This window comes from Candidatus Tisiphia endosymbiont of Sialis lutaria (assembly GCF_964026535.1).
Lineage (GTDB): Bacteria > Pseudomonadota > Alphaproteobacteria > Rickettsiales > Rickettsiaceae > Tisiphia.
The window spans coordinates 1,389,742-1,406,601 of the sequence record NZ_OZ032153.1 but is presented as its reverse complement, the minus strand read 5'-3'; the positions used below and the strand labels follow the sequence as shown (position 1 = coordinate 1,406,601).

The 16,860-nt window shown below is 32.7% G+C and carries 19 protein-coding genes, 1 tRNA gene and 2 pseudogenes; 17 read left to right on the top strand and 5 right to left on the bottom strand.

All coding sequences use genetic code 11. The features are described from left to right. Positions 1–23: 23 nt before the first annotated feature. The gene (locus tag AAGD20_RS06815) at positions 24–302 is read left to right on the top strand and encodes a hypothetical protein (protein ID WP_341748911.1); all 279 of its coding nucleotides are present in this window, start codon (positions 24–26) and stop codon (positions 300–302) included. A 150-nt stretch (positions 303–452) separates the two neighbouring features. Continuing rightward, on the top strand, positions 453–1,781 hold the full coding sequence (locus AAGD20_RS06810; RefSeq protein ID WP_341748910.1) for an MFS transporter: 1,329 nt from the start codon (positions 453–455) through the stop codon (positions 1,779–1,781). Positions 1,782–1,800: 19 nt separating this feature from the next. Here AAGD20_RS06810 and AAGD20_RS06805 read toward each other — a convergent pair whose 3' ends face one another. Next, positions 1,801–2,478: an HD domain-containing protein gene (locus tag AAGD20_RS06805; RefSeq protein ID WP_341748909.1), complete on the bottom strand. Its 678-nt coding sequence runs from the start codon at positions 2,476–2,478 to the stop codon at positions 1,801–1,803. A gap of 570 nt (positions 2,479–3,048) precedes the next feature. Between AAGD20_RS06805 and AAGD20_RS07130 the strand changes: the two genes are divergently transcribed. From AAGD20_RS07130 to AAGD20_RS06785, 5 genes are all read left to right on the top strand, one after another. Next, positions 3,049–3,186, top strand: coding sequence for a S16 family serine protease (locus AAGD20_RS07130; RefSeq protein ID WP_410520918.1), 138 nt, complete (start codon positions 3,049–3,051; stop codon positions 3,184–3,186). An 87-nt stretch (positions 3,187–3,273) separates the two neighbouring features. Further along, positions 3,274–4,485 (top strand): hypothetical protein, encoded by a 1,212-nt coding sequence (locus AAGD20_RS06800; RefSeq protein ID WP_341748908.1) that lies wholly within the window; start codon positions 3,274–3,276, stop codon positions 4,483–4,485. Positions 4,486–4,488: 3 nt separating this feature from the next. After that, a complete protein-coding gene (locus AAGD20_RS06795; protein WP_341748907.1) occupies positions 4,489–5,145 on the top strand; it encodes a hypothetical protein in 657 nt (218 codons plus the stop codon). A 19-nt stretch (positions 5,146–5,164) separates the two neighbouring features. After that, positions 5,165–5,806, top strand: coding sequence for a hypothetical protein (locus tag AAGD20_RS06790; RefSeq protein WP_341748906.1), 642 nt, complete (start codon positions 5,165–5,167; stop codon positions 5,804–5,806). 298 nt (positions 5,807–6,104) lie between these two features. Next, positions 6,105–7,055 carry an MFS transporter gene (locus tag AAGD20_RS06785; protein WP_341748905.1) on the top strand — a complete coding sequence of 317 codons (951 nt, stop codon included), beginning with the start codon at positions 6,105–6,107 and terminating at the stop codon, positions 7,053–7,055. Here AAGD20_RS06785 and AAGD20_RS06780 read toward each other — a convergent pair. Beyond that, a pseudogene (locus AAGD20_RS06780) lies at positions 7,029–7,355 on the bottom strand (HD domain-containing protein); the annotation flags it as partial. The gene AAGD20_RS06785 and the pseudogene AAGD20_RS06780 overlap by 27 nt on opposite strands. Positions 7,356–7,853: 498 nt before the next feature. Between AAGD20_RS06780 and AAGD20_RS06775 the strand changes: the two are divergent. Then, positions 7,854–9,179 (top strand): annotated as a pseudogene (locus AAGD20_RS06775) (MFS transporter). Here the strand turns inward: AAGD20_RS06775 and AAGD20_RS06770 are convergent. Further along, the gene (locus AAGD20_RS06770) at positions 9,100–9,864 is read right to left on the bottom strand and encodes an HD domain-containing protein (protein WP_341748904.1); all 765 of its coding nucleotides are present in this window, start codon (positions 9,862–9,864) and stop codon (positions 9,100–9,102) included. The pseudogene AAGD20_RS06775 and the gene AAGD20_RS06770 overlap by 80 nt on opposite strands. A 305-nt stretch (positions 9,865–10,169) precedes the next feature. Next, a tRNA-Gln gene (locus AAGD20_RS06765) sits at positions 10,170–10,243 on the bottom strand. 197 nt (positions 10,244–10,440) lie between these two features. Here AAGD20_RS06765 and AAGD20_RS06760 point away from each other — a divergent pair. Both AAGD20_RS06760 and AAGD20_RS06755 read left to right on the top strand, forming a co-directional pair. Then, the gene (locus AAGD20_RS06760) at positions 10,441–11,034 is read left to right on the top strand and encodes an Eco47II family restriction endonuclease (RefSeq protein ID WP_341748903.1); all 594 of its coding nucleotides are present in this window, start codon (positions 10,441–10,443) and stop codon (positions 11,032–11,034) included. Then, a complete protein-coding gene (locus AAGD20_RS06755; RefSeq protein WP_341748902.1) occupies positions 10,991–11,131 on the top strand; it encodes a palindromic element RPE2 domain-containing protein in 141 nt (46 codons plus the stop codon). Before AAGD20_RS06760 ends, AAGD20_RS06755 begins: the two co-directional genes overlap by 44 nt. A 108-nt stretch (positions 11,132–11,239) precedes the next feature. Here AAGD20_RS06755 and dcm read toward each other — a convergent pair whose 3' ends face one another. Beyond that, entirely contained in the window at positions 11,240–12,598 is a 1,359-nt protein-coding gene (gene dcm, locus AAGD20_RS06750) for a DNA (cytosine-5-)-methyltransferase (RefSeq protein WP_341748901.1), read from the bottom strand. Between the two features lie 178 nt (positions 12,599–12,776). Between dcm and AAGD20_RS06745 the strand changes: the two genes are divergently transcribed. From AAGD20_RS06745 to AAGD20_RS06715, 7 genes are all read left to right on the top strand, one after another. Beyond that, positions 12,777–13,472, top strand: coding sequence for a VirB8/TrbF family protein (locus AAGD20_RS06745; RefSeq protein ID WP_094649370.1), 696 nt, complete (start codon positions 12,777–12,779; stop codon positions 13,470–13,472). Between the two features lies 1 nt (position 13,473). Then, positions 13,474–14,220, top strand: a complete 747-nt coding sequence (gene virB9, locus AAGD20_RS06740; RefSeq protein ID WP_094649371.1) for a P-type conjugative transfer protein VirB9 — start codon at positions 13,474–13,476, stop codon at positions 14,218–14,220. Positions 14,221–14,282: 62 nt separating this feature from the next. Then, complete coding sequence (locus AAGD20_RS06735) at positions 14,283–14,657, top strand: NADH-quinone oxidoreductase subunit A (protein ID WP_094649372.1); 375 nt, start codon at positions 14,283–14,285, stop codon at positions 14,655–14,657. A gap of 4 nt (positions 14,658–14,661) precedes the next feature. Beyond that, positions 14,662–15,183, top strand: a complete 522-nt coding sequence (locus AAGD20_RS06730; RefSeq protein WP_341748900.1) for an NADH-quinone oxidoreductase subunit B family protein — start codon at positions 14,662–14,664, stop codon at positions 15,181–15,183. 1 nt (position 15,184) lies between these two features. After that, complete coding sequence (locus AAGD20_RS06725; protein ID WP_094649374.1) at positions 15,185–15,799, top strand: NADH-quinone oxidoreductase subunit C; 615 nt, start codon at positions 15,185–15,187, stop codon at positions 15,797–15,799. A gap of 353 nt (positions 15,800–16,152) precedes the next feature. Beyond that, on the top strand, positions 16,153–16,395 hold the full coding sequence (locus AAGD20_RS06720; protein ID WP_341748899.1) for an AbrB/MazE/SpoVT family DNA-binding domain-containing protein: 243 nt from the start codon (positions 16,153–16,155) through the stop codon (positions 16,393–16,395). Next, complete coding sequence (locus AAGD20_RS06715; protein ID WP_341748898.1) at positions 16,379–16,798, top strand: type II toxin-antitoxin system VapC family toxin; 420 nt, start codon at positions 16,379–16,381, stop codon at positions 16,796–16,798. Before AAGD20_RS06720 ends, AAGD20_RS06715 begins: the two co-directional genes overlap by 17 nt. Positions 16,799–16,860: the final 62 nt, after the last annotated feature.

Here is a 16,860-nt window from a genome sequence, read left to right as displayed (position 1 = left end):
TAATATTTAATAAAAGGTATAAAATGCTAGAAAACAACTCAGATCAAGATAATTCAGATCAAGAAGATACATGGCGTAATGAATTAGGGGAAACATACGAGGAGCAAGAGGATCGTTTAGATCGTGAAGAATCTATTAGAAAACGCAATGCTATTATATTTGTTTTTATTCCGATGATAATTGGGTTTTTAATATTTACTCATTTTTTTCTTAATTACATAGAAGAAAAGAATAAATTGACGAGACAACAACAATCAACTATCGTCAATAGTAACCAAGATGCAAAGAAAGAAAATAATTAAATTAGCGAAATCACGTGGTAGTAAAATTACTTCCAGAAAATTCTGAGCTATAGTCAATTGATGAGAAATTGGCAAAAGAGTGTGGTGATTTACCTATTGCTTTTAGAAACTCGGCTACTTATTCCGAAAAAACAATTATTTGAGTTAATTATGAGTGAAATTGTTCAAGAAAATACCAGGATTATCCCTGATCGCCAGAATAGCCTTACCAGAGAACAAAAAGAAGCTGTTGGGTTGCTGTCAATAGGAACATTGCTTGAATATTTTGACTTAATGCTATATGTTCATATGGCAGTATTGTTGAATGAATTGTTTTTTCCACAGAGCGATCCGCACACTACTACTCTTTTGTCAGCTTTCTCCTTCTGTGCTACTTTTGTTTTTCGACCAATTGGGGCTTTGCTATTTGGTTGGATAGGCGATAAAGTAGGTCGTAAAACTACACTAGTTGTTACAACTTTCATGATGGCATGTTCTTGTTTGATGATGTTTATTTTGCCGACTTATGCCCAAATTGGGATTACCGCTTCGGTATTAATCACTATTTGTCGGATAGTCCAAGGTATGTCATCCTTAGGAGAAGTAGTAGGGGCTGAATTATATTTAACGGAAATGACCAAACCACCACTGCAATATCCTGTTGTTGGTTGTATTTCAATATTTGCTGATCTAGGAGCAGTATTTGCTTTAGGTGTTGCAACGCTTGTTACTGCATATAGCTTTAGCTGGCGATATGCTTTTTTATTTGGTGCAGTGATTGCCATAGTGGGAGCTATGGCAAGGACGCGTCTTAGAGAAACTCCAGAATTTGCTGATGCAACCAGAAGGCTGCTAAATAAACTTAAAACTTTTGGTCTAGAAAAAAAAGATATTACTAATCAAGAAATGTTAAATGAAAAAGTTAATATAAAAACTATATTAGCTTATTTATCAATTGAGTCTACTGGATCAATTTGTTTTTATTTGCTATATGTGCATTGTAGTGCTATACTTAGAACTACCCTAAATTATAATTCTCAGCAAATTATTGCTCATAACTTGATTATTGCAACAGCATATTTACTTATTGGTATTGCATATAATTATTTAAGTTATAAGATATCTCCACTAAAAATTTCAAAGACACGATTAGTGATTTTTTCTAGTACTATTATATTCTTACCATATTTATTAACTAATATCCCATCTCCTTTTTATTTATTATTATTGCAGTTCTTTATAGTGATATTTGGACCAAGAGTATTTCCAGCAACTCCAATATTTTATAAGCAGTTTCCTGTATTTAAACGTTTTAGATGTGTCAGTATCTCATTTGCTGTAGTACGGGCTATAATGTTTATTGTTACTTCTTTTGGGTTAGTTTATTTAATAGAGCATTTTGGTAATTGGGGCATAGTAATATTATTTGTGCCTTTCCTTGTGGCATATGGATTTGGTCTGCGTCATTTTGCAATGTTGGAGAAGTTACGCGATGCTTAGTATATGTTTAAATTTGCAATTACAAAACTTCTAGTTCGTTGGTATTATGTTCTCTAGATACAGAGTTATGGCATAATTTATACAAATAATTCTCCAAATTTATATAGCCAAAATAAGTGCATACCGCTAGAAAACTCTGTGCTGTTTCACCAACTATCTTCTTAATCTTATCAGGAGATTTTGCACCAATAGTTTGCATATTATGAATTCGATCAAATAGTTTTATTACTAAAATATCTTTCTTATTTTGAGAATATAATATACTCATTGTCTCTGCCGCACTGATTTTTCCATAAGATTTCACCCGAGTCAAATCTACCACTTGACTAGCAACTTGCTCACCAAAAACTCTACCAATCATCTCTTCGGTAAAAGCTGTATCTTCAATAGTATCATGTAGTAAACTGGTAATGATCATATCAGTTCTGTAATATTTTGGCATATTTAGTGCGGTATATTCGGCAACCATATACGCTACCTCTATCGGATGGGAGTAATATGGATCGCCGGATTGTCGCATTTGGCTACCATGATACTTTTTGGCGTAATAGATACCTTTTGTAATCTCATTAATATTTACAGGTATAGTTACTTGCTGATTTAGCTCAGATAATTTACTTAGTAACCTATCAGCATATTTACAATTTTCATATTTTTCTTCCCAATCATTAATATCTTCCATTTTAATATCCACCATATTATTTTAATTATAAAGTATACTAAACTAAAAATTAAAATACTAGCAAATAATTTATTATTTGCTTCTTAAAATAATAAGTATTTTGTTACATTTAAGTTACAACCCTATATAAATCAATCAAGTCTTATATATTTCCAATTATAATTGTTTCTGTTGTTCTAACTTATAATATAAAAATATTATCTGTTTTAATTGATTATAATAAATACGTCGGTCTAAATGAACAAAATTTTTATGGATGCCGACAGTCCAATCTAGTTGCCAAGCAGTGGCAATTAAATCGCCTTTAACTCGATAATCAAGTTTTTTACAGAGCTATCTTTAAACGCAAAATTTGTCATTCCCGCGTAGGCGGGAATCTAGACCACGCACCAAAGCAGGTATGACACTAAGTTAAGCAGGGATGAAAACCATGATCCTATATTTTATTCAAATCTGCAAAAAAACTTGATTATCGAGTATCAAAAAATTATATGTTAATTTAAATTGAATTCATTGTAAATGACTATTGGGTTGCTGATTAGTTGTAAAACTTTGATATATCAATAATTTAGCTATAGAGAAAATATTACCACACTAATCATCTCCGAAAGAAATAAAAAAAATATTGCTAAAATACCACACGAAATTAAGGGGGTACTAACCATCAAAACCATATCTGATGCCAGTGAATTATTGAACATTGTCTTTATTAAGAAAAAATAACTATATTTTAATAAAAAATTAGTTGACTATTTAATGCAGGTTATATTTAATTAAAAACGTAACTATTGCTAACAAGGTTTAAACACGGTGAAAACACGATATATGGCTGATAATTTTGAGGATGATAAAGGGCAGAAGAAAGATAGTGCAGACTTTGCTCAAATAATGAATGTTGTTAATGATATCAAAGGTCGTGTAAAGGACTTGAACCCAGTTACTTTCGAATCATTAAAGTCTATGCTTGCCAATGTTCTTGATGCTCATCCGGAAGTTGCAGAATTTGCCAATATTAAGGAAATGTTTGAACAATTAGAATTGACTCTTAAAGAAGAAGAACAACGGGTTAAATCAGCAATTGTTGCTTTGATTAATGAAGAAAACAGAGCTGCTGAAGTCAAAAGAATAGAAGAGGAAGCGGCGGCAGCGGCAGAAAAATTACGTGAGGAAATAGAAAGGCGTGCAGAAGTAGCAGGGGTATATAAAGCTTTTGATTCTTTTCATAAGGATTATCTCAAGGAACAACAAGAAGAGAGTAAACATTTAGATAATGCAATAAAAGCTATCGAAGAAGGTAGGGAAATTGATGCAGAGACTAAGAAAAAATTAACCAAAACCCCGGCACAAATAGAAGAAGAAAAAAGACGTTGGCAACATATTAAACAAACCGACAAAACAGCCGAAGAGGAGACAAAACTCCATTCTGCTGAAATACAGAACATCAAAAAACTTGAAGAAAAAGTTGCCCATCTACCAGCAAATCATCCAGAAAGAGTTTCTTTGGCTAATACAAGGAAATATCATGAGCATCACCATGGTTTAGCTGAAGTCAAGAAAGCAGAATGTGCAGAACATTATAAGGAGATGGAGAAAGAGGCTAAGAAAATTTGTCATGGAATGGAACTTGCTAAAGGATGCAATAAAGATATACTTCAAAAGAGGGCAGCAGTATTTCATAAGTTACATGGAGTTGTTCCAGAAGAATTAGTTAAAGAAGCAAATAAAGAGATAGCTTCAAAAAAATCTCTTTCACCATCGTTAGGAGATGGATCACTATCACCTGCTATTTCATTGCAACAAAGTTCTGATAAACAACAAGTAATCCCTAACTCTAACGAAAAAGAACCTATAAGTAAAGTAACGGAACAGGTTGAGCAAATAAAAGAGAAATTAGGTTATGGACAAAAACAGCCAATAGTAGGGAAAACTGCTACTGGGGAGAAAAATGGAACAATAACACCTAATGAAACTCCTAATGCTAAAGCTCTTGATCCCAAAAAAGGCAGAGCTGGTAGGTGGTAAATTATGACAAAATCAAAAAATGAAGTATTAGTTACAGCAGAAGAATATCAACGTTCAGGAGAGTATTATTATGGATTAGCCATTAATATGGAAGATAGGAATAAGTCACCAGAGAAAATAGATGCTAGTTGGCAGTCTGCTGCTATAGATTTTTGGTTTGCTTTAATTTTAGGTAGTGAAAAAGCTCCTCTTGGCTTATTTAAGTGTTTTGGACAAGGATTAGGAGTAAAAAAAGATGATAACATAGCAGCTCTAATGTATGGAACAGCATTGCAATTTACCCCGGAAGATTGTGCTAATAATATTAAAGATGAAAATAAGCCAGTAATTGCCAAATCCATGCAACCAAGAATCGATAAATTGGCAAACTTAGTAAAACAGGCTCATGCTCAGATTCCTGGTAATGGTGTAACTATGAAAAAAGTCCTTGAGCAGATGGATAAATTTAACCATGCTATCAAACTTCCATCTGGCAAATTAATACAGAGTTGTTTTACTGAGAAAAATACCCAAGCTAATTCTAAAGAAAAAGATTTAAAATCCAAAACATTAGAATTAACTAAGAATCTAATAAATCATAATAAAACATTAACAACTACAAACCATATATCTAAAAAGGTTGATAAAGTTCCTTCTAGAATTGGTTGTAGTATCTCATAAAAAATAGGAGGATACGATTATGGCAAAGTCAAAAAATAAAATCACAACTACTGCAAAAGAATATCAACTTTCAGGAGAACGTTATTATGGGTTAGCCATGGATATGGAAGATAGGGGTAAATCTCAGGAAAAAATAGATGCTAGTTGGCAATCTGCTGCTATGGATTTTTGGTGGGCTCTAACTTTAGGTAGTAAAGAAGCTCCTTTTTGGTTGTTTAAATGTTTTGGACAGGGATTAGGGGTAAAGGAAGATGCTGACATAGCTGCTCTATTTTATGGTGTAGCATTGAAGTTTACTCCTAAGGAACTTAAGGGCATTAAAACTGAAAATAAACCAGTAATCCCTAAATATATGGAACCTGAAATTAAGAATCTTATCAAATTAGTAGAAAAGACTCATAAGGAGATTCCTACTAAAGGAGTAGATATGGCAGTAGTTCTCGAGCAGATGGATAAATTTAATCACGCTATCAAACTACCGGGAGGCAAGTTAATACAGAGCTGTTTCACTGAAGAAAACACTGCAGCAACTTATGATGAACATGGGGCATCGACTTCTGCCCATGATACCTCTGATGACAGCGGGTTGCATGATACGTCGTTTGATGAAGGAAATGTTGCCATGGGTGGAGAGAGTTCTCATTACCCTCATCATCATTAGTGTAAAATGTCATACCTGCGTAGAAGAATTGTCACCCCTGCGTAGGTAGGGGTCTAGATTCCCGCCTACGCGGGAATGACAGGGTAAAAACGTCATTGCGAGAAGGCGTAAGCCGACGAAGCAATCCAATAAGTGTGGATTGCCACGCCCACTATGTGGTCTCGCAATGACGCCAGAATAAAAATTATTTTTCTTATATCACTTAGTGCAGCGATAAAATATTATATACTAAATATATTAACACAAAATATTGAAAAAATATGAGCCATCAGAAGTCAACAACAAAACCAGGTCAACTATGAGTAAAGTTGTTCAAGAAAATACCAGAATTATTCCTAATCGGCAAACTAGCCTTACCAAAGAACAAAAAGAAGCTGTTGGGCTGTTGTCAATAGGAACATTCCTCGAATATTTTGACTTAATGCTCTACATTCATATGGCAGTATTGTTGAATGAATTATTCTTTCCTAAATATGACCCACATGTGAATTCTCTTCTTACGGCTGCTGCTTTTTGTTCTACATATTTGTTAAGACCATTTGCTGCCATAATTTTTGGTTGGATAGGCGATAAAGTAGGTCGTAAATCTACGGTAGTTATTACAACTTTCATGATGGCATGTTCTTGTTTGGTGATGTTTATTTTGCCTACTTATGCGAAAATTGGTATTACTGCTTCGGTATTAATTACTGTTTGTCGGATAGTGCAAGGTTTGTCATCCTTAGGAGAAGTAATAGGGGCTGGATTATATTTAACGGAAATGACTAAGCCTCCTATACAATATCCTGTTGTTGGTGCAATTACGATATTTGCTGAGCTAGGGGCAGTATGTGCTTTAGGGGTCGCGACGCTTGTTACTTCATATGGTTTTAATTGGCGATATGCTTTTTTATTTGGTACAGTGATTGCCTTGGTTGGAGCTATAGCAAGGACACGTCTTAGAGAAACTCCAGAATTTGCTGATGCAACCAGAAGGCTGCTAAATAAACTTAAAACTTTCGGTTTAGAGAAAAAGGATATTACTAATCAAGAAATGCTAAACGAAAAAGTTAATATAAAAACTATATTGGCTTATTTATCAATTGGTTCCATATACATGTTTCATGTAATGCTTTTTCTAATTCAGGTGTTTCCAAATACTGTGAGAAAAGAAAAAAAGATAGCAAAGTTTCTTTTCTTTTCTTATCTTTTGAATTTTCTCTGGCGATTTAGCACCAATAGTTTGCATATTATGAAGTCGGTCAAATAACTTAATCAATAAAACATCATCTTTCTTTTGTTGAAATAATATATTCAATGTTTCTGCTGCACTAATTTTTCCATAAGATTTAACCCTAGTCAAATCTACCACTTGACTAGCAACTTGCTCACCAAAAATTCTACCAATCATATCTTCTGTGAGAGTTGTATCTTCAATAGTATCATGTAGTAAACTGGTAATGATCATATCAGTTCTGTAATATTTTGGCATATTTAGTGCGGTATATTCAGCAACCATATACGCCACCTCTATCGGGTGAGAATAATATGGGTCACCCGATTGTCGCATCTGCGAACCATGATACTTTTTGGCGTAATATATACCTTTTGTAATCTCATTAATATTTACAGGTATAGTTACTTGCTGGTTTAGCTCAGATAGTTTACTTAGTAATCTCTCAGCATATTTACAATTTACATACTTTGCTTCCCAATTATTAATATCTTCCATTTTAATATCCACCATATTATTTTAATTATAAAGTATACTAAACTAAAAATTAAAATACTAGCAAATAATTTATTATTTGCTTCCTAAAATAATAAGTATTTTGTTACATTTAAGTTACAACCCCGTATTTTGTTTTCTCAAGTTGCTATAAAACTTTAATGCCATATTAAGATCGTGATATTGTTACAACTAGAAATTTGTTATTTCAACTTAAATCTATAATTATTTTTCTTATATCACTTAGTGCAGCGATAAAATATTATATACTAAATATATTAACACAAAATATTGAAAAAATATGAACCATCAGAAGTCAACAACAAAACCAGGTCAACTATGAGTAAAGTTGTTCAAGAAAATACCAGGATTATTCCTAATCGGCAAACTAGCCTTACCAAAGAACAAAAATCTGCTATCGGGTTACTTTCAGTGGGAACATTCCTTGAGTATTTTGATCTGATGCTATATGTCCATATGGCAGTTCTTCTAAATGAGCTATTTTTCCAAAGACTGATCCACACATTGCATCTCTTTTTACTGCTACTGCTTTTTGTTCTACCTTTGTCTTTCGCCCACTTGGGGCACTGATATTTGGCTGGTTGGGAGACAAATATAGGTCGCAAAGTGACAGTAATAATAACGACTTTTATGATGGCAATTACTTGTATTACCATGGCTAATTTACCAACCTATGCTCAAATAGGAATAATCGCTTCTGTTCTTATAACTATATGTCGTATTATTCAAGGTATGTCTTCCATGGGAGAAGTAATAGGAGCAGAGCTTTATCTTACTGAAATTACAGTGCCACCAACAAGATATAGGGTTGTAGCAGTAATTTCAGTTTTTGCTGCTTTAGGTATGACAGCGGCTTTGGGTATTGCCTCATTAGTTACTTCTTATGGATTTAATTGGCGTATAGCTTTCTGGATTGGGGCATTAGTAGCACTGGTTGGATCCGTTGCAAGAACTACACTTAGAGAAACGCCAGAATTTGCTGATGCTAAGAGACAATTAAAGATAAGTTTAGAAAAAATTGGTGAGGATTCTACAACATTAGAAAATCATCCTATTTTGCAAGAAAAAATCGTAAAAAAAACCTTTTTAGCGTATTTTTTAATAGAATGTTCTTGGCCAGCAATTTTTTATTTTGTATATATTTATTGTGCTGGAATACTAAAAGATTCTTTTGGGTACACAGGAGAACAGGTTATTCATCAAAACTTCTTTGTCTCTATGGTAAATTTATTAGGTTTTATCACCTTGACATATCTAAGCACAAAATTTCATCCATTAAAAATTTTAAAAGTAAAATTGATAATATATATTATTTTTGCTATTAGTTGTCCGTATTTATTAGATAATCTTAAAAGTACCATGGATGTATTTTTACTCCAAGCTACACTTATTCTATTTGTATCCGATAGTCTGCCAGCTGCCCCAGTTTTTTATAAGCAATTTCCTGTTTTTAAAAGATTTACTTGTGCTACTCTTACATATGCACTATCCCGTGCTGTAATGTATGTTATTGTTTCTTTTGGTCTAATATACCTAGTTGAATATTTTGGCAATTGGGGGTTATTTATTCTATTTGTTTCAATCTCTTTAGGTTTTGTATTTGGGCTATCTCATTTTGAAAAATTGGAAAAAAGCAGCCCATAGGATTATTATTAAAAAATAGTAGATCTTGAACTTGAAAAGAATATGGAAGAGCGTAGGGTATGTACTGATAGCATAACTTTAATAACCTTAGTTTTATTGGTATTGATATTTCTAGATGTATAACAACTATCAGAAAATACTTTAAACTCTCTTTAACTATTTTTTCTATCTTCTCTGGTGATTTGGCTTGTAAAGTTTGTAAGTTATGAATTCGATCAAAAATTTTAATAATAGCTACATTATATTTTTTTTGTTTACACAATAATGTCATTGTCTCTGCTGCACTAATTTTCCCATAAGATTTAACCCTAGTCAAATCTACCACTTGACTAGCAACTTGCTCACCAAAAATTCTACCAATCATATCTTCTGTGAGAGTTGTATCTTCAATAGTATCATGTAGTAAACTGGTAATGATCATATCAGTTTTATAATATTTTGGTCTTTCTACTGCGGTATATTCAGCAACCATATACGCCACCTCTATCGGGTGAGAATAATATGGGTCACCAGATTGTCGCATCTGCGAACCATGATACTTTTTGGCGTAATATATACCTTTTTTAACCATATCAATATCTACTGGTATAGTTACTTCCTGGTTTATCTGCATTAGTTTACTTAGTAACCTCTCAGAATATTTGCAATCTTCGTATTTTGTTTCCCAATCATTAATATCTTCCATATAACTACCTATTACATTATTTTAATTATAAAGTATATTAAACTAAAAATTAAAATACTAGCAAATAATTTATTATTTGCTTCTTAAAATAATAAGTATTTTGTTACATTTAAGTTACAACCCTATATAAATCAATCGAGTCTTATATATTTCCAATTATAATTTTTTCTGTTGTTCTAAAGAGATATAGTGGCTTCGTAACCTCGACCTACCAAGCTAGAGAGTTGGTATTACTAGGTTCTGTTGACAAAATTTTTAACGTAACCATATTAAAGCTCCAACAAAATTTAGAAAGGCTAAAAAGGTGGCTGGGGCGGATGGATTCGAACCACCGATGACGATACCAAAAACCGTTGCCTTACCACTTGGCTACGCCCCATCACTCTAAGATAGCTTATAGCAACAAACAATTATCTAGTCAAATAATTTATAACTTATGAGACATTCACGTGTAAGAAAAATTTTGTACGCCTTATTTATTGTCTCCATTATTCAATTAAAAGGTAATTGCATTAAGCATTTAAGTTAAGTATAATTACCAGTTACATTTAATCAAATTTAATCATTTTACGAATAATGTCTTATTTAAGCTTTATAGATGATGTTACACTTGAAAAGGTTGTTAAATTTGTCTTAGATAAAGGCAGGGCAGCAATGATCAAAGCAGAGAAAAAATTTGATCGTAATGTTGTGGATCCGTTTTCTATTATCTTTGAAATGGCTAGTTTTAAAATTAATTCTAGTGAGTGGCTGAAGAGTGAGAAATCCCGTCAATCACAAAAAACTTTATCAAATCACCTAGGTGATTTTCACCAACAAATATTAGGGGCATTTGATGGATGGGAAAGTTTAAGTTCTGGTCAAATGGTAGATATTGTCAATCACGATAAAAAAATCATTGGAGAAGTAAAAAATAAACATAATACTCTTAAGGGTTCAGACAAAGCTTCTATGTATTACAAATTAGAAAATTTAGTAATGCAAAAAGGTCATATGTATAAAGGATATACAGCATATTACATTGAGATAATTCCTAAAAAACCAAAGCGGTATAATATTGAGTTTGTTCCTTCTAACGCTTCCACTGGTGTTATATGCCCAAGAAACCGTTTGATACGACAAATAGATGGTGATAGTTTTTATAGTCAATTCAGGGGAATTTGGTGCTAGGAGCGATGGAGCGACGCCTATAAGTAATAGGCGAGCGACGAGTGACGACGTCACCAACTTCTCATCAATTGACTATATGCACTTGCAACTGGTGTAGATGATGCTCTTGAACAATTATTTGAGATAATCCCAACCATCATATCAAACTTACAGCCAGAATTCAAAATTAATACAGGGCAAAACGATGAGTTTATAAAAAAATTCTTCAAATCTGCGTTTCAGGCAAAATAGTCATGCTAAGAGGATCAAAATAATTTTCTAGCATTGCCACAAGGCATCTGCCAATATGATATGCAAGGTTAACAGGCACAGCATTACCAATCTGCTTGTATTGCGATGATCTTGAACCAACAAATTTCCAAGAATCTGGAAAACTCTGTATTCTAGCGTATTCGCGTATTGTTAAAGGACGCGTCTGCGACGGATGGCATCGTTCTGTTTGTTTTTGTGCAGGGTTACAAGTCAAAGTTAGGGACGGCTCATTCCAAGAAAGTCTTCTTGCCATTCCAGTCTTACCACCACTTAGATGATAGCTAGCACCCATATAATCTCTTTGTAAAACATCAGGCAAATTTCGCCAGTATCCACCTTCTGGTATTAATTCCATTATTTTCTTTTTCTGAGCAGTATAAGTTTGACCATCAGATATTGGAACATCCTTTAGCACTTCAGCTATACTAATAGTATAATCTTGTTCTTTAGGAAATATAATAGAACATGATAAGTCGTTCCTTACCCCTATAATTACTAATCGTTCTCTTTTTTGAGCTACATCTAAATATTGTGCTCTTAGAACTTTATAAGCGATACGATACCCTAATTGACTTAGAACATGAATCATAGTTGATAATGTTCTACCTTCGTCATGCTTTTCCAGTCCTTTAACATTTTCAGCTAGTATAATTTTAGGTTTTATTTGTTCTATTGCTCTTGCATATTCAAAGAACAGAGAACCGCGTATATCTTCAAAACCAAGCCTTTTACCGGCATAACTAAAAGCTTGACAGGGAAATCCACCAGCTAAAATATCTGCATAAATATTCTTGTAACATATTTTACTTACATCATCATTAATAACATGCCAGCTTGGCATATTAGTTTTTAATGTATCAGCTGCATTTTTATTTATTTCTACAAAAAGAGAACCTTTAAGACCGGAATTATGCAATCCTAAAGCTAAACCACCGGCACCAGCAAATAGTTCTAAAACTTGAAAATTGGTTTTTCTTTCTGATTGTAATATTTTGAATCCTATATTATTATTCCCGGATAATTTTGATTTTAGTCTCTGTAATTCTTCAGATTGAAAAAAACGGTGTTTATTTTTATTTCTGTATGCTTTTACAAGCCCTTTTTTTTCCCACTTTCTGATAGTATCAAACGATACTCCTAACAAAGCACTAGCCCTTGCAATAGTAATTAGGGAATTATAGTCAATTGATGAGAAGTTGGTGACGTCGTCGCTCAATGCTCGCATATTACTTATAGGCGTCGCTCCATCTTTCCTGCTATCTAATTCTCCTAAATTGACTATAGTATCATGTGGCTGATGTTCATTAGACATATAGTAACCCTTTCTTATGTACAGGTTACTATATTATATAAATCATGGTTAATGTCAATCAGTAACCTCAACACTATATAATCAAATTTTTTCGGAGTAGCTATAAAAAAATAATAACTTCTTTGTTAATATGTGCTAGAATCTAATACTAAGTAAGATAATCAATTATTTTAGGCTAATGGATAAGGTATCAAGCTCTGTTCAAGAATATATTAAGTCCGGGGAATATTTTGTTGATGCTAGAAGATGGTATAATTTTGAATATTTATATCCGCTTGTACACAGATCATTTTTGCTGATATTTACGGTAGTTTTTTTGGCATTATTTCTAGGTGTAGTGGTTAGTGTTAACAGTTTATTACCAACAGTTCGTCAGGTAAGATACGCAATTAGTGCTGAATCTCTAAAGAGTGCAACAATAACTAACGCTAATCATATAAAAAGTAATGCAATTAATTCTATTGCAGATATTATGATTAAAAATTATGTGATACACAGAGAATCTTATGATTATGATTTTCTTCGTCCTCAATTTATGTTTATTCAGAATAGTTCTACACGTATAATATTTAGACAATTTGCCAATTTTATGAATATTGACAATTCATTGTCACCAGTTATGCGTTACCAAAGGTCTTTAAGGCGTTCTGTTAATATATTATCAGTGGTTTATCATAAGAATAATAAGGCTGAGGTTATATTTACATCGGTGGCAAAAAATTCTGCTAATGATATTTTGGAAAATATGGTTTGGCAAGCGACAATAAATTTTGAAATAGATGCCATTAATATCCATTTACCTCCTAACTCAAATTTTAATTTTGTGGTTACTGGTTACAAACTTAAATTAATAGAAGATAAAAGTAAGAAATAAAATGAAGCGATTAATAATATTGTTTGTGGTAGTATTTTCTGTAAATACTGCTTTAGCTGTTAGAGAATCTAGACCATTGCCGATCGATAGCAGAATTAGGGTAATGGTGTATAGTCCCGATGATGTATTTAAATTCACCGGATACTACGGTTATCAAGCTAGTATAGAGCTAGCAAAAGAGGAGGAAATAGTTAGTATTTCCATGGGGGATACTACTTCTTGGCAAATAGTACCAGCCGGTCATAGGATTTTCATTAAGCCAATGGAACAAGATGCTACAACGAATATGACGATTATTACTAACAAGCGAACTTACTTTTTTGAACTATATGCTGCAGAAGCTTCGGACATGAGAGATCCAGAAATGGTTTTTAATTTAAGATTTATCTATCCTGATGATGAAAATTCAGGAGATTATTTGCAAACTTATGTTACATCCTCAGCTAACCTTGATTTATCTCATCCGGAGAAATATAATTTTAATTATTCGATAAGTGGTAATGAATCAATTGCCCCAATTAGAATTTTTGATGATGGAGTGTATACTTACTTACAATTTAGAGATAAAAATGCTGAGTTACCAGCTATTTTTGCAGTTGATGAAGCTCTTAGAGAATCGATGGTAAATTATCGACTTGCTCAAGATAATGCTAATATGGTGATTATTGAACAGGTATTTCACAAATTGTCAATACGTCATGGCAAAAAAATAGTATGCGTGTTTAATGAAGCATTTAAACCGTATTAAGCTTTAGAACTAACCCCACAACTGTTGAAAGTTAGAAGATATATTTTTTAAGGTAATTACTAATGTTGGAAACATCGCACATATTACAAGAATATTTGCCTATAGTGGTATTTTTTGCTATAGCATCAGTTTTGTCGTTGATAATAGTTACATTACCGAGGCTTTTGAGTCCTCGGAAATATAATAAGGCTAAGCTGGATAGTTATGAATGCGGATTTGACCCTTTCGGTGATGCTAGGAGCAAATTTGATGTACGTTTTTACCTAGTAGCTATTTTATTTATTATTTTTGATTTAGAAGTAACTTTTTTGATACCATGGGCTATTACGCTTGGGAAAATTGGTAAATTTGGTTTTTTTTCAATGATGTTTTTCTTATTTGTACTTACTGTTGGTTTTATATATGAATGGAAAAAAGGAGCATTAGATTGGGAGTAATTACATGAAAGCAGAAATAGATTTATATGATCAAGACAAGCTACTTGCAGAAGAAATCTCAAATCGAGGATTCTTGATAACTAAACTTGATGATTTGCTAGGCTGGGCTAGAGCTAATTCACTTTGGCCTATGAGCTTTGGTCTTGCCTGCTGTGCAGTAGAAATGATGCAAGCTGCTTCCAGCCGTTATGATATGGATCGTTTTGGTATGTTGTTTAGACCAAGCCCCCGTCAATCTGATTTAATGATAGTTGCAGGAACCTTAACCAATAAGATGGCTCCGGCTCTTAGAAAAGTTTATGACCAGATGACTGAACCTAAATGGGTTCTATCAATGGGAAGCTGTGCCAATGGTGGTGGCTATTATCATTATTCCTACTCAGTAGTGCGTGGCTGTGATCAAATAGTACCAGTAGACGTATATGTACCAGGTTGCCCTCCGACGGCTGAGGCTTTGATTTATGGCTTAATGCAATTACAAAGGAAAATTAAAAGAACTACTAGATTTAAGAGTGCTAGTGTATAATATGGAAGAGATTATTGATAAATTGATAAAAAATCAAGGGCTTGAAATAGCTGTGTTACCTGTACAGTCAAATGGTTCAAATATACATTTTGCTGCTTATAAATCTACTATAGAAAGCTTGTTACCATTTTTATCGTCAATTAAGCAATCTGAGAATTTACGTTTTACCGTGTTGACAGATTTATTTGCTGCTGATTTTTTAGACCGTTTGAAACGGTTTGAAGTAGTGTATAATTTACTAAGTCTTAAATTAAATAAACGTATACTAGTCAAAGTTGAGGTTGGAGAAAATGACATAATTCCTTCAATTACCAAAATCTTTAGTGCTGCCTGCTGGTATGAGCGTGAAGCATATGATATGTTTGGGGTAAATTTTGCTGGGAGCCATGATATTCGCCGTATTCTAACAGACTATGATTTTGTTGGTCATCCTCTTAGAAAAGATTTCCCATTAACTGGGTACGTACAAGTTAAATATGATGAAACTCTAGCAAAAGTAGTATATGAGCCAGTTAAGCTCGATCAGCCATATAGAGAATTTGATTTTTCATCAAGTTGGAAAGGAGCTAGTTATATATTACCTGGGGATGAGAAAGCAAATAAACGTATTTTATAACAGCAATTATAAATTCAAAAATAAAGAGTTAGGTCATATATATTCCAAATAAAATTTTTATGGTTAGGGATTAAAATCTGGTTGTTTCTTTATGAGAACTACAAATAAAAAAATCACTAAGGAAAATTATCTTACCTGATGAATTTTCACTCCAGTTACGAGGATGCGGATTTTAAGTCATCAAACCTCTAATATTTTGCTGCTAATTTATATATCTCCTGTTTTATTCATATCTATAGTCAACATAATATTTTTATGATTCAATTATTTATTAAATTGACCATTTTTATAATTTTAGCTAAACTGTATATAGTTGTAGATTTATATTAATCTTAATATTATAGGTATATATCATGACAGCACTAAAAAGTTATATAGATAGCAATGGCAGACTTGCTATCCCAGCTAAGATTAGAAAAAAGCTACAACTTAAAGCAGGTGATGAAGTTTCCATTAAATATAAAGATTTTGAATTAATAGTTTCAACTTTTCATGCTAATGTAGAAAGAGCCAGAAATATTTTAAGTAAATACAAGGATATTGACTTGCAAAAAGAGTTGGAAATTATTAGAAGTGAAGATGTCAACAGGTTCTAAACCTTTGATCAAGACAAAAAAATATTTATTGGACACATCAGCAATCATTGCCTTATTAAAAAAAGAACCAGGTTATAAAATATTAGAGGATGTTATCGCAAGTAGTAGTATAGCATCAATTAATTTAAGTGAATTAGTTTCTGTCCTGACTAGGTCTAATATAGCAGAAAATGAAATTGATATAATCGTAGCAGATATAGTACCAGAAATCATACCATTTTGCGAAAATATAGCTATCAAGACCGGTAAGTTAAGTCGATTAACAAAGGATTATGGTCTATCTTTAGGTGACAGAGCATGTATAGCAACTGGTTGCTATTATAACATGGAGATTTATACTACTGATAAAATTTGGTTAAAAGTAGCTGATAATATTACCACAAAAATCATTTTAGTACGTTAGTTTAAGAAAAGCATACCCTATAATTTTTATAACAGCATAAAAACGTCATTACTACTTATTTA

What these genes read in the sequence shown, in the direction of transcription:
- AAGD20_RS06815 (WP_341748911.1), top strand. Translation starts at nt 24, where the DNA reads ATGCTAGAAAACAACTCAGATCAAGATAATTCAGATCAAGAAGATACA.
- AAGD20_RS06810 (WP_341748910.1), top strand. Translation starts at nt 453, where the DNA reads ATGAGTGAAATTGTTCAAGAAAATACCAGGATTATCCCTGATCGCCAG.
- AAGD20_RS06805 (WP_341748909.1), bottom strand. Translation starts at nt 2,478, where the DNA reads ATGGTGGATATTAAAATGGAAGATATTAATGATTGGGAAGAAAAATAT.
- AAGD20_RS06795 (WP_341748907.1), top strand. Translation starts at nt 4,489, where the DNA reads ATGACAAAATCAAAAAATGAAGTATTAGTTACAGCAGAAGAATATCAA.
- AAGD20_RS06790 (WP_341748906.1), top strand. Translation starts at nt 5,165, where the DNA reads ATGGCAAAGTCAAAAAATAAAATCACAACTACTGCAAAAGAATATCAA.
- AAGD20_RS06785 (WP_341748905.1), top strand. Translation starts at nt 6,105, where the DNA reads ATGAGTAAAGTTGTTCAAGAAAATACCAGAATTATTCCTAATCGGCAA.
- AAGD20_RS06770 (WP_341748904.1), bottom strand. Translation starts at nt 9,864, where the DNA reads ATGGAAGATATTAATGATTGGGAAACAAAATACGAAGATTGCAAATAT.
- AAGD20_RS06760 (WP_341748903.1), top strand. Translation starts at nt 10,441, where the DNA reads ATGTCTTATTTAAGCTTTATAGATGATGTTACACTTGAAAAGGTTGTT.
- AAGD20_RS06755 (WP_341748902.1), top strand. Translation starts at nt 10,991, where the DNA reads ATGGTGATAGTTTTTATAGTCAATTCAGGGGAATTTGGTGCTAGGAGC.
- dcm (WP_341748901.1), bottom strand. Translation starts at nt 12,598, where the DNA reads ATGTCTAATGAACATCAGCCACATGATACTATAGTCAATTTAGGAGAA.
- AAGD20_RS06745 (WP_094649370.1), top strand. Translation starts at nt 12,777, where the DNA reads ATGGATAAGGTATCAAGCTCTGTTCAAGAATATATTAAGTCCGGGGAA.
- virB9 (WP_094649371.1), top strand. Translation starts at nt 13,474, where the DNA reads ATGAAGCGATTAATAATATTGTTTGTGGTAGTATTTTCTGTAAATACT.
- AAGD20_RS06735 (WP_094649372.1), top strand. Translation starts at nt 14,283, where the DNA reads ATGTTGGAAACATCGCACATATTACAAGAATATTTGCCTATAGTGGTA.
- AAGD20_RS06730 (WP_341748900.1), top strand. Translation starts at nt 14,662, where the DNA reads ATGAAAGCAGAAATAGATTTATATGATCAAGACAAGCTACTTGCAGAA.
- AAGD20_RS06725 (WP_094649374.1), top strand. Translation starts at nt 15,185, where the DNA reads ATGGAAGAGATTATTGATAAATTGATAAAAAATCAAGGGCTTGAAATA.
- AAGD20_RS06720 (WP_341748899.1), top strand. Translation starts at nt 16,153, where the DNA reads ATGACAGCACTAAAAAGTTATATAGATAGCAATGGCAGACTTGCTATC.
- AAGD20_RS06715 (WP_341748898.1), top strand. Translation starts at nt 16,379, where the DNA reads ATGTCAACAGGTTCTAAACCTTTGATCAAGACAAAAAAATATTTATTG.